Below are 12,330 nucleotides of genomic sequence, written 5' to 3' on the forward strand. Positions count from 1 at the left end.
GAAATAGGGCAACGATGACTCAGGTGCGTATAATTCTGCCAGACATCGGAGCCGAACGACGCATGCCTCAGACCAAACACCCTGCAAATCAGCCATTGGTGCTCACCAGCGTCACCCTGGCGAGCCTCGCGCCGCGCTCGAATGCCGCGCACAAGGGCGACTTCGGCCATGTGCTGGTGGTCGGTGGCGACCGTGGCACGGGCGGTGCGGTGCTGCTCAGTGCCGAGGCGGCGCTGCGCTGCGGCGCCGGCCTGGTGTCACTGGCCACCCGCAGCGAGCAGCTGCCCGCCGCGCTGGCCCGCCTGCCCGAGGTGATGAGCCTGGGCGTGCATTCGGCCAACCAGTTGATGACGCCGATTGAACGCGCCACCGTACTGGTGGTCGGACCCGGACTGGGGCAGGCCGCCTGGGGGCGCAGCCTGCTCTCGGCGGTGGTGCCGGCCAGGCACGCCCAGGTGTGGGATGCCGATGCGCTGAACCTGCTGGCGCAAGCACCCTTGCCGCTGGCGGCGGGCAGCATCATTACCCCGCATCCGGGGGAGGCGGCGCGCCTGCTGGGGATTTCCACCGAAGCGGTGCAGGCCGATCGCTCCTGGGCGGCGCTCAAGCTGGCGCGCAAGTACGCGGCGGTGTGTGTGCTTAAAGGCGCCGGCACGCTGGTGGCCGACCCGGCCGGGCAATTGGCACTGTGCCAGCGCGGTCACCCGGCCATGGCCGGTGCCGGCCTGGGCGATGTGCTCAGCGGCGTGCTGGGTGCGCTGCTGGCCCAGGGCATGCCGGCCTGGGACGCCGCCTGCCTGGGGGTGTGGCTGCACGCCTGTGCCGGCGAGCGCCTGGGCGTACAAGGTCGCGGGCTGGCGGCCAGCGACCTGATACCGGTCATTCGTCAAGTTCTGGAGGAGCATTCAGCGTGTCAGGTGTAACCCTGTTTATGGCCGACGAAGCGGCCATGTGTGAGTTCGGCGCCCGTATCGCCCAGGTGACCAAGGGTCACGGCGTGATTTTCCTCGAGGGTGACCTGGGGGCCGGCAAGACCACCCTGTCACGGGGCATCATCCGTGGTCTGGGACACACCGGCGCGGTGAAAAGTCCTACCTTCACCGTGGTTGAGCCCTACGAGATTGGCGATATTCGTGCCTTCCATTTCGACCTGTATCGCCTGGTCGATCCGGAGGAGCTGGAGTTCATGGGCATTCGCGACTACTTCGAAGACGACGCCCTGTGCCTGTTCGAGTGGCCCCAGAAGGGGGCGGGCATTTTGCCAAAGCCCGACCTGACCATTACCATAAGCCCCCAGGCGGACGGGCGTTCGCTGAACCTGTTGCCGCAGGGCTCTCGCGGTGAAGCCTGGTGTGCCGCTCTGGCCTTGGAAATCAATTAGAAAATGGGGATAGGTATGCGCTTTCGCGCACTGTTTGGCGTTGTAGGGCTGCTGCTGGCGGCAGTCACCGTCGATGCCTTCGCGATCACGCAAGTCAAGAGTGTCCGTTTATGGCGTGCGCCGGACAACACACGCCTGGTGTTCGACCTGTCCGGCCCGGTGCAGCACAGTGTGTTCACCCTGACGGCCCCGGATCGCCTGGTGATCGACATCAATGGCGCAACCCTGGGTGCGCCTTTGAACGTGTCCACCTCCAATACCCCGATCACCAGCGTGCGCTCGGCGCAGCGCACCCCTACCGACCTTCGCGTGGTCATCGACCTGAAAAAGTCGGTGACACCCAAAAGCTTCACCCTGGCGCCCAACGCCCAGTACGGCAACCGTCTGGTGGTCGACCTGTTCGATCAGGAATCCGACGCCACGCCACCCACCCCGACCCCGTCGGTGGCCACCACGCCGGCCGTGCCGGTGACCCCGACGCAGCCGGCGATCAAGCTGACCCCGGTGCCCAGCGGCAAGCGTGACATCGTGATCGCCATCGACGCCGGTCACGGCGGCGAAGACCCGGGTGCGTCCGGCTCGCGCGGCCAGCATGAGAAAGACATCGTGCTGGCCATCGCCAAGGAACTGCAGCGCCAGATCAACAGCGAGAAGGGCTTTCGCGCCGAGCTGACGCGTACCGGCGACTACTTCATCCCGCTGCGCAAGCGTACCGAGATTGCGCGCAAGAAGGGCGCCGACCTGTTCATCTCGATCCACGCCGACGCCGCACCGTCCAAGGCGGCCTTCGGTGCCTCGGTGTTCGCCCTGTCCGACCGTGGCGCCACGTCCGAGACGGCGCGCTGGCTGGCCGACAGCGAAAACCGCTCCGACCTGATCGGGGGTGCCGGCAACGTCAGCCTCGACGACAAGGACCGCATGCTTGCTGGCGTGCTGCTCGACCTGTCGATGACCGCCTCGCTCAGCTCCAGCCTCAACGTGGGGCAGAAGGTGCTGGGCAATATCGGCCGGGTCACGCCGCTGCACAAGCGCCGCGTGGAACAGGCCGGGTTCATGGTGCTCAAGTCGCCGGACATCCCGTCGATCCTGGTGGAAACCGGGTTCATCTCCAACGCCAACGAGGCCTCCAAGCTGGCCACTGCCAGCCATCAGCAGGCCCTGGCACGCTCGATCCACAGTGGCGTGCGCCAGTTCTTCCAGCAGAACCCGCCGCCGGGCACCTACATCGCCTTCCTGCGTGACAGCGGCAAGATCGCCCAGGGCCCGCGCGAGCACACCGTGCGTCCGGGCGAGACCCTGGCCATGATCGCCGTGCGCTACCAGGTCAGCGTGGCCAGCCTGCGCAGCACCAACGGCCTGAAAACCGATGAGCTGAAGGTTGGCCAGAACCTCGACGTACCGGCCACCACGCTGGCTGGCCAGCCATGAGCAGCGGCGCTCGCATCGAGCTGCTCAGCCCGCGGCTTGCCAACCAGATCGCCGCAGGCGAGGTAGTCGAACGCCCGGCCTCGGTGATCAAGGAGCTGCTGGAAAACAGCCTCGACTCCGGCGCCCGGCGCATCGACGTCGAGGTGGAGCAGGGCGGGGTCAAGCTGCTGCGGGTGCGCGATGATGGCAGCGGTATCGCTGCCGACGACCTGCCGTTGTCCCTGGCGCGGCACGCCACCAGCAAGATCCGCGACCTGGAAGACCTCGAGCGGGTAATGAGCCTGGGCTTTCGCGGCGAGGCACTGGCGTCGATCAGCTCGGTCGCGCGCCTGACCCTGACCTCGCGCACCCGCGACGCCGACCAAGCCTGGCAGGTTGAAACCGAAGGCCGCGACATGTCCCCGCGGGTGCAGCCGGCAGCGCATCCGGTGGGTACCTCGGTCGAGGTGCGCGACTTGTTCTTCAATACCCCGGCCCGGCGCAAGTTCCTCAAGACCGAAAAAACCGAATTCGACCATCTGCAGGAAGTCATCCGGCGCCTGGCGCTGGCGCGCTTCGACGTGGCCTTCCATTTGCGCCACAACGGCAAGAGCGTCCTCAGCCTGCATGAAGCCCATGACGACACGGCCCGCGCACGGCGCGTGGCCTCGATCTGCGGCCCGGGCTTTCTGGAGCAGGCGCTGCCGATCGAGGTGGAGCGCAACGGCCTGCATCTGTGGGGCTGGGTCGGCCTGCCGACCTTCTCGCGCAGCCAGGCCGACCTGCAATACTTCTTCGTCAACGGCCGTGCCGTGCGCGACAAGCTGGTCGCCCACGCGGTGCGCCAGGCCTACCGCGACGTGCTGTTCAATGGCCGGCACCCGACCTTCGTGCTGTTTCTGGAGGTCGACCCCACCGGCGTGGACGTGAACGTGCACCCCACCAAGCACGAGGTGCGCTTTCGTGACGGGCGCATGGTGCACGACTTCCTGTACGGCACCCTGCACCGGGCGCTGGCCGATGTGCGCCCGCAGGATCACCAGCCGGGTGCAGCCGCTGCCCCCGAGGTGGAGCGCCCCAGTGGCCTGCAGGCCGGCGAGTTCGGCCCGCAGGGCGAGATGCGCCTGGCCGCCAACCTGCTCGAACAGCCCCCGGCGCAGCCGATGCTGAACACGGCGGGCAGCGCCGCGGGCAGTGGCTCGGGCGCCGGCTACCAGTACCAGTACACCCCGCGTCCGGCCCAGGCATTGCCCGCGGCCGAGGCCCAGGGGGTGTATCGCGAATTCTTCGCCCCGCTGCCCGGCAGCGAGCCGGCCAACCTGCCTCAGGGCCAGGGCGATATTCCGCCGCTGGGCTATGCGCTGGCGCAGCTCAAGGGCATCTATATTCTTGCCGAGAACGCCCAGGGCCTGGTGCTGGTGGACATGCATGCGGCCCACGAGCGGATCATGTACGAGCGGCTCAAGGTGGCCATGGCCAGCGAGGGCCTGAGCGGCCAGCCGCTGCTGGTGCCCGAGTCCCTGGCCCTGAGCCAGCGCGAGGCCGATTGCGCCGAAGAACACGCGGCGTGGTTCCAGCGCCTGGGCTTCGAACTGCAGCGCCTGGGCCCGGAAAGCCTGGCGATCCGGCAGATCCCTGCGTTGCTCAAGCAGGCCGAGGCCAATCGCCTGGTGCAGGACGTGCTGGCCGACCTGATGGAATACGGCACCAGCGACCGTATCCAGGCACACCTGAACGAGCTGCTCGGCACCATGGCCTGTCATGGCGCGATTCGCGCCAACCGGCGCCTGGCCCTGCCGGAAATGAACGGCCTGCTGCGCGACATGGAAAACACCGAGCGCAGCGGTCAATGCAACCATGGCCGACCGACCTGGACCCAGATGGGCCTGGACGATCTGGACAAACTGTTCCTGCGCGGTCGCTGATATGGCAGTTCGCAATCCCCCGGCCATCTTCCTGATGGGCCCCACCGCCGCCGGCAAGACCGACCTTGCCATCGAGCTGACCAAGGTGCTGCCGTGCGAGCTTATCAGCGTCGACTCGGCGCTGGTCTACCGCGGCATGGACATCGGCACCGCCAAGCCGTCCAAGGCGCTGCTGGCCGAGCACCCGCACCGGCTGATCGACATCCTCGACCCGGCCCAGAGCTATTCGGCAGCCGATTTTCGCCGCGATGCGCTGCAGGCCATGGCCGAGATCACCGCGCGCGGCAATATCCCGCTGCTGGTGGGCGGCACCATGCTGTATTTCAAGGCGCTGCTCGAAGGCCTGGCCGATATGCCTGCGGCCGATGCGCAGGTGCGTGCCGAGCTTGAAGCCGAGGCTGCACAGCTGGGCTGGCAGGCCTTGCACGCCCAGCTGGCGGCGGTCGACCCCGAATCGGCGGCGCGCATCCACCCCAACGATCCGCAGCGGTTGGTACGGGCGCTGGAGGTGTACCGGGTCAGCGGCATGACGATGACGTCACATCGCGAGCGTCAATCGGCGCAAAGTAGCGTCGCAGGCGCTTCGGGCCAGGAACAATTGCCCTATACTGTCGCCAGCCTGGCAATCGCCCCGCAGGATCGAAAGGTGCTGCACGAGCGAATTGCGCTACGATTTGGGCAAATGCTGGAACAGGGCTTCGTCGACGAGGTCCGATCACTGCGTGCCAGAAGTGACTTGCATGCAGGGCTGCCGTCTATACGGGCAGTCGGTTATCGCCAGGTCTGGGATCACCTTGATGGCAAGTTGAGTGCAGCTGAAATGCAGGAGCGCGGCATCATTGCCACTCGCCAATTGGCGAAGCGGCAGTTTACCTGGTTGCGCAGTTGGGCCGATCTGCACTGGTTGGACAGCCTGGCTTGCGACAATCTGCCACGCACCTTGAAATACCTGGGATCGGTCTCCATATTGGGCTGAGTCCCTGCAATTGCCGTCTACTCTTGGGGGTGGGGCGGCCTGAGCCATCATATTTCTTTGATTTTTTACTATTGATCCTTACAGGAGTGCGGCATATGTCAAAAGGGCATTCGCTACAAGACCCTTACTTGAATACTTTGAGAAAAGAGAAGGTCGGCGTTTCGATCTATCTGGTCAACGGCATCAAGCTGCAGGGCACGATCGAGTCGTTCGACCAGTTCGTGATTCTGCTGAAGAACACCGTCAGCCAGATGGTCTACAAGCACGCGATCTCGACAGTGGTGCCGGTTCGTCCGATTCGTCTGCCAAGCGCAGCCGATGCCGAACAGGGCGACGCTGAGCCAGGTAACGCCTGATAGGAGTCTGCTTTGTTCTTTGAGCGCCACGGTGGTGGTGAACGGGCAATCCTCGTTCACTTGGAAGGTCAGAGCCCTGAGGCGCGCGAAGACCCGCAGGAGTTCCGCGAGCTGGCCCTGTCGGCCGGTGCCGATATTGTCGCGTTCGCCAATGTGGCGCGACACCAGCCTACCGCCAAGTTCCTGATTGGCAGCGGCAAGGTCGAGGAATTTCGCGACCTGGTCAAAGCCGAACAGGCCGATTTGGTCATTTTCAATCACACCCTCACGCCCAGTCAGGAACGTAACCTCGAACGTATCTTCGAGTGTCGCGTGCTTGACCGCACGGGTCTGATTCTCGACATCTTCGCCCAGCGGGCACGTACCCACGAAGGCAAGCTGCAGGTCGAACTGGCCCAGCTCGAGCACATGAGCACGCGCCTGGTGCGCGGTTGGACTCACCTCGAGCGGCAGAAGGGCGGTATTGGTCTGCGCGGGCCGGGTGAAACCCAGCTCGAAACCGACCGGCGCCTGCTGCGCATACGCCTGCGCCAGATCAAGGGTCGCCTGGAGAAGGTGCGCAGCCAGCGCGAGCAGGCACGGCGCGGGCGCAAGCGCGCGGATATCCCCTCGGTGTCGCTGGTGGGGTACACCAACGCCGGCAAGTCCACTTTGTTCAATGCGCTGACCCAGTCCGAGGTGTATGCGGCCGACCAGCTGTTCGCCACCCTCGACCCGACCCTGCGTCGGCTCGAGCTGGATGACGTCGGGCCGGTGGTGCTGGCCGACACCGTGGGCTTCATCCGTCACCTGCCGCACAAGCTGGTCGAGGCATTTCGGGCTACGCTCGAAGAGTCGAGCAACTCCGACCTGCTGCTGCACGTGATCGACGCCCATGAGCCGGAGCGCATGGAGCAGATCGAGCAGGTCATGGCGGTGCTCGGCGAGATCGGTGCCGAAGGCTTGCCGATCCTCGAGGTGTATAACAAACTCGACCTGCTCGAAGGGGTCGAGCCGCAGATCCAGCGCGATGCCGACGGCAAGCCGCAGCGGGTATGGGTATCGGCCCGTGACGGTCGTGGCCTGGAGCTGGTGGGGCAGGCGATTGCAGAACTGCTGGGGGATGACCTGTTCATCGGTACCCTGCGCCTGGAACAGCGTTTCGCGCGGTTGCGCGCGCTGTTCTTCGACCTGGGGGCGGTGCAGAGCGAAGACCATGACGAAGACGGCAACACCCTGCTGGCGGTACGCTTGTCCCGGGTCGAGTTCAATCGCCTGGTAAGCCGCGAGGGGATGAAACCGCTGGAGTTCATCGAGCAACACACTTTGCAATACAAGCCCGACCTCGCGGTCGGGCAGCCGTGACAGGCATTCTGTAGCATTGGACGGCGCGCCGTGGGCGCGTCTTTGCTTTATCAGATGGAGAGCGCTATGGCTTGGAATGAGCCGGGTGGCAACTCGAACAATCAGGATCCTTGGGGTGGGCGCCGTGGTGGCGGCGACAAGAAGGGACCACCGGATCTCGACGAGGCCTTCCGCAAGCTGCAGGATAGCCTGAACGGCATGTTCGGCAGTGGCAAGAAACGGGGCGGCGACAGCGGCTCCGGCAAGGGTGCCGGTTTCGGTCTGCTGGGTATCGGCCTGGCCGTACTGGCGGCCATATGGCTGTACAGCGCCGTGTACGTGGTGGACGAACAGGAGCAGGCCGTGGTGCTGCGCTTCGGCAAATACTACGAAACCGTAGGGCCGGGCCTGAACATCTACTTCCCGCCGATCGATCGCAAGTACATGGAGAACGTCACCCGCGAGCGTGCTTATACCAAGCAGGGCCAGATGCTGACCGAAGACGAGAACATCGTCGAAGTGCCGCTGACCGTGCAGTACAAGATCACCAACCTGCAGGATTTCGTGCTGAACGTCGATCAGCCTGAAGTCAGCCTGCAGCACGCGACCGACAGTGCCCTGCGCCACGTGGTGGGTTCCACCTCGATGGACAAGGTGCTGACCGAAGGTCGTGAGCAGATGGCCGTGGAAATCAAGGAGCGTCTGCAGCGCTTCCTCGACACCTACCGCACCGGCATCACCGTGACCCAGGTCAACGTGCAGAGCGCGGCAGCCCCGCGTGAAGTGCAGGAAGCCTTCGACGACGTGATCCGTGCCCGTGAAGACGAGCAGCGTGCGCGCAACCAGGCCGAGTCCTACGCCAACGGCGTGGTGCCGGAAGCCCGTGGTCAGGCACAGCGCATCATCGAGGATGCCAACGGCTACCGCGATGAAGTGGTCTCGCGTGCCAAGGGTGAGGCCGACCGCTTCACCAAGCTGGTGGCCGAGTACCGCAAGGCTCCAGAGGTGACCCGTCAGCGTCTGTACCTGGACACCATGCAGGAAGTGTATAGCAACACCAGCAAGGTCCTGGTATCCGGCAAGGACGGTCAGAGCAACCTGCTCTACCTGCCGCTGGACAAGATGATCGACAGCCGCCGCAGTGGCAGCACCCCGGTCACCAGCGTCACGCCGTCGGCCAATGACGCCGCCAACCGTGCCGCCGCAGACCTGCAACAGCAACAGCGCGAGACGCGCTCCAGGGAGAGCCGCTGATGAGCAATAAATCCCTGATCGCCGTGATCGTCGCCGTGGTGCTGGCGATCGTCGCCTGGAACAGCTTCTACATCGTGGCCCAGACCGAACGCGCCGTGCTGCTGCAATTCGGCCGTGTGGTACAGGCCGATGTGCAGCCTGGCCTGCATGTGAAGGTTCCCTACGTCAACCAGGTGCGCAAGTTCGACGCGCGGCTGATGACCCTTGACGCACCGACCCAGCGGTTCCTGACCCTGGAGAAGAAAGCGGTGATGGTCGATGCCTACGCCAAGTGGCGCGTGCAGGACGCCGAGCGTTTCTACACCGCGACTTCGGGCCTCAAGCAGATCGCCGACGAACGTCTGTCGCGCCGTCTGGAAAGCGGCCTGCGCGACCAGTTCGGCAAGCGCACCCTGCATGAGGTGGTTTCCGGTGAACGTGACGCGCTGATGGCTGACATCACCGCTTCGCTGAACCGCATGGCCAGCAAGGAGCTGGGCATCGAAGTGGTCGACGTTCGCGTCAAGGCCATCGACCTGCCCAAGGAAGTGAACCGCAGCGTGTTCGAACGCATGAGCACCGAGCGTGAGCGTGAAGCTCGCGAGCACCGCGCCAAGGGTAACGAGCTGGCCGAAGGCATCCGTGCCGACGCCGATCGTCAACGCCGCGTGTTGCTGGCCGAAGCCTATCGCGAGTCGGAAGAAACCCGTGGTGATGGTGATGCCCAGGCAGCAGCCATCTACGCCAAGGCCTATGGCCAGGACCAGGAGTTCTACGCGTTCTATCGCAGCCTGAAGGCCTACCGCGAGAGCTTCGCCGACAAGAGCGACGTGCTGGTGCTGGACCCGAGCAGCGAGTTCTTCCGCTTCATGGGCAAGACCAAACCGTAAGCATGCACACCCCGCCCGGCGGCTAAAACGTCGGGCGGGGTGCCTCCCGCGAGAAAACGGGTGTATGATGCGGCAGCCGGGAAATTCCCGGCTTTTTTGCGTCTGCAAGATCGATTGGCCTTTATCGGGCCCGGGCTTGTGGCGCACTTCAGGTTTTACGAGGGTATCGGCACTGCGGTTTCGCTGGAATCAGCGCTGCCCGTCATTGTGTGCCGATAGCTGCTTCACTCAAGGCTCGCCCGCGGGCAGGCCGCCCGGACCATAGGGGAAATGGCGTAATGGCAACGGTAGACCGCTGGCTGCTGCCAGATGGCATCGAAGAAGTACTGCCACCTGAGGCGGCGCGCATCGAGATCGCGCGTCGTCAGGTGTTGGACCTGTTCCAGAGCTGGGGTTACGAGTTTGTCGTGACCCCGCATATCGAGTACCTGGAATCGCTGCTCACCGGTGCCGGCCAGGACCTGGATCTGCGCACCTTCAAGGTCATCGACCCGCAATCCGGGCGGCAGATGGGCTTTCGGGCCGACATCACGCCACAGGTGGCGCGCATCGACGCGCACACCCTGCGCCGTGAAGGGCCGAGCCGCCTGTGCTATGCCGGCAGCGTGCTGCACGCCTTGCCACGTGCCCTGTCGACCTCGCGCAGCCCGATTCAGCTGGGCGCCGAGCTGTATGGCGATGCCAGCCCGGTCAGCGACGTCGAGGTCATCAGCCTGATGCTGGCCATGCTGCAACTGGCCGACGTGCCGGATGTGCACATGGACCTCGGGCATGTCGGTATCTACCGCGGCCTGGCCCGTGCGGCCGGCCTGTCGGGCGCGGTCGAGCAGCAGTTGTTCGACGCCCTGCAGCGCAAGGCCATCGACGAAGTGATCGAGCTGACCGCCACGCTGCCGGCTGACCTGGCCGGCATGCTGCGTTCGCTGACCGAGCTGTGCGGTGGGCGCGAAGTGCTCGAGCAGGCACGTGTGCGCCTGGGCCGTGCCCCGGCCGCAGTGCTGGCGGCGCTGGATGACCTGATGGCGATCGCCGAGCGCCTCGCCACGCGTTACCCCGAGCTGCCGCTGTATTTCGACCTGGGCGAGTTGCGCGGCTACCACTACCACACCGGTGTGGTGTTTGCCGCCTTCGTGCCAGGCGTCGGCCAGTCGATCGCCCAGGGCGGTCGTTATGACGACATCGGAGCGGACTTTGGCCGGGCACGCCCGGCTACCGGTTTCTCCACGGATTTGAAGACCCTGGTCACACTGGGGCGAGCCGAGGTGGTGTTGCCGTCTGGCGGGATCTGGATGCCCGACAGCAGCGATGCAGCACTTTGGCAGTTGGTCTGCCAATTGCGCAGTGAGGGCCAGCGGGTGGTTCAGGCGTTGCCTGGGCAGCCGCTGACCGCCGCCGTCGAGGCGGATTGCGATCGGCAATTGATTCAGCAAAACGGGCTTTGGCAGGTTCTGCCGCTGGCCATTTGAGATTCCACGCCGGCACGAGCCGGCGCCAAGTTTGCGCGAATGAGGACAAGTGTTATGGGTAAGAATGTCGTAGTCCTGGGCACCCAGTGGGGTGATGAGGGCAAAGGCAAGATCGTCGATCTGCTGACCGAACATGCTGCCGCCGTAGTGCGCTACCAGGGTGGCCACAACGCCGGCCACACCCTGGTGATCGACGGTGAGAAGACCGTGCTGCACCTGATCCCTTCGGGCGTGCTGCGCGAAGGCGTGCAGTGCCTGATCGGCAACGGTGTGGTGGTTGCTCCCGACGCCCTGCTGCGCGAGATCACCAAGCTGGAAGAGAAGGGCGTACCGGTGCGCGAGCGCCTGCGCATCAGCCCGTCCTGCCCGCTGATCCTGTCCTTCCACGTGGCCCTGGACCAGGCCCGTGAAAAGGCCCGTGGCGAGCTGAAGATCGGCACCACCGGTCGCGGCATCGGCCCGGCCTACGAAGACAAGGTTGCGCGTCGTGGCCTGCGTGTGGGCGACCTGCTCAACATGCCACGCTTCGAAGACAAGCTGCGCGAGCTGGTGGACTACCACAACTTCATGCTGGTGGGTTACTACAAAGAGCCGGCCATCGAGTTCGAAAAGACCCTGGCCGAGTGCAAGGAATACGCCGAACTGCTCAAGCCGCTGATGCTGGACGTGACTGCCGAGCTGCACGACCTGCGTCGCGCCGGCAAGGACATCATGTTCGAAGGTGCCCAGGGTTCGCTGCTGGACATCGACCACGGTACCTACCCCTACGTGACCAGCTCCAACACCACCGCCGGTGGCGTTGCGACCGGTTCGGGCGTTGGTCCGATGTTCCTGGACTACATCCTGGGCATCACCAAGGCCTACACCACCCGCGTGGGTTCGGGCCCGTTCCCGACCGAGCTGTTTGACGACGTTGGTGCGCACCTGGCCAAGCAGGGCCACGAATTTGGCGCAACCACCGGCCGTGCCCGTCGTTGCGGCTGGTTCGACGCCGTCATCCTGCGTCGCGCCATCGACGTGAACAGCATCTCGGGCATCTGCCTGACCAAGCTGGACGTGCTCGATGGCCTGGAAACCATCAACATCTGCGTCGGCTACAAGGACGCAGCGGGCAAGGACGTTGCCCCTACCGACGCCGACAGCTACGTGGGCCTGCAGCCTGTGTACGAAGAAGTGCCGGGCTGGAGCGAGTCGACCGTGGGCGCCAAGACCCTGGAAGAACTGCCGGCCAACGCCCGTGCCTACATCAAGCGTGTGGAAGAGCTGATCGGTGCGCCGATCGACATCGTCTCCACCGGCCCGGACCGCAACGAGACCATCGTGCTGCGCCATCCGTTTGCCTGATTCGCTGTAGGCAGTAAAGAACGCCGCTG

General features: G+C 64.9%; 11 protein-coding genes. All 11 read left to right on the top strand.

Annotated features, from left to right (window positions below):
• Positions 1-62 precede the first annotated feature (62 nt).
• The 11 genes from DN388_RS14660 to DN388_RS14710 all read left to right on the top strand — a co-directional run bounded on the left by DN388_RS14660 (position 63) and on the right by DN388_RS14710 (position 12,301).
• The gene (locus tag DN388_RS14660; protein WP_255000683.1) at positions 63-923 is read left to right on the top strand and encodes an NAD(P)H-hydrate dehydratase; all 861 of its coding nucleotides are present in this window, start codon (positions 63-65) and stop codon (positions 921-923) included.
• A complete protein-coding gene (gene tsaE, locus DN388_RS14665) occupies positions 911-1,381 on the top strand; it encodes a tRNA (adenosine(37)-N6)-threonylcarbamoyltransferase complex ATPase subunit type 1 TsaE (protein WP_054916175.1) in 471 nt (156 codons plus the stop codon). The genes DN388_RS14660 and tsaE overlap by 13 nt, the downstream gene beginning before the upstream one ends.
• A 3-nt stretch (positions 1,382-1,384) precedes the next feature.
• Complete coding sequence (locus DN388_RS14670; protein WP_196932996.1) at positions 1,385-2,809, top strand: N-acetylmuramoyl-L-alanine amidase; 1,425 nt, start codon at positions 1,385-1,387, stop codon at positions 2,807-2,809.
• Positions 2,806-4,713: a DNA mismatch repair endonuclease MutL gene (gene mutL, locus DN388_RS14675; RefSeq protein ID WP_043863537.1), complete on the top strand. Its 1,908-nt coding sequence runs from the start codon at positions 2,806-2,808 to the stop codon at positions 4,711-4,713. Before DN388_RS14670 ends, mutL begins: the two co-directional genes overlap by 4 nt.
• A 1-nt stretch (position 4,714) precedes the next feature.
• Complete coding sequence (miaA, locus tag DN388_RS14680) at positions 4,715-5,689, top strand: tRNA (adenosine(37)-N6)-dimethylallyltransferase MiaA (protein WP_043863536.1); 975 nt, start codon at positions 4,715-4,717, stop codon at positions 5,687-5,689.
• 95 nt (positions 5,690-5,784) lie between these two features.
• Positions 5,785-6,045 (top strand): RNA chaperone Hfq, encoded by a 261-nt coding sequence (gene hfq, locus DN388_RS14685; protein WP_043863535.1) that lies wholly within the window; start codon positions 5,785-5,787, stop codon positions 6,043-6,045.
• Between the two features lie 12 nt (positions 6,046-6,057).
• Entirely contained in the window at positions 6,058-7,389 is a 1,332-nt protein-coding gene (hflX, locus tag DN388_RS14690) for a ribosome rescue GTPase HflX (RefSeq protein WP_058541590.1), read from the top strand.
• A gap of 66 nt (positions 7,390-7,455) precedes the next feature.
• Positions 7,456-8,622, top strand: coding sequence for an FtsH protease activity modulator HflK (gene hflK, locus DN388_RS14695; protein WP_043863533.1), 1,167 nt, complete (start codon positions 7,456-7,458; stop codon positions 8,620-8,622).
• Complete coding sequence (hflC, locus tag DN388_RS14700; protein ID WP_043863532.1) at positions 8,622-9,491, top strand: protease modulator HflC; 870 nt, start codon at positions 8,622-8,624, stop codon at positions 9,489-9,491. Before hflK ends, hflC begins: the two co-directional genes overlap by 1 nt.
• A 278-nt stretch (positions 9,492-9,769) precedes the next feature.
• Positions 9,770-10,957: an ATP phosphoribosyltransferase regulatory subunit gene (locus DN388_RS14705; protein ID WP_043863531.1), complete on the top strand. Its 1,188-nt coding sequence runs from the start codon at positions 9,770-9,772 to the stop codon at positions 10,955-10,957.
• 54 nt (positions 10,958-11,011) lie between these two features.
• Entirely contained in the window at positions 11,012-12,301 is a 1,290-nt protein-coding gene (locus DN388_RS14710; RefSeq protein WP_043863530.1) for an adenylosuccinate synthase, read from the top strand.
• Positions 12,302-12,330 lie beyond the last annotated feature (29 nt).

It is taken from the genome of Pseudomonas sp. S12(2018), assembly GCF_024355235.1.
GTDB lineage: Bacteria > Pseudomonadota > Gammaproteobacteria > Pseudomonadales > Pseudomonadaceae > Aquipseudomonas > Aquipseudomonas palmensis.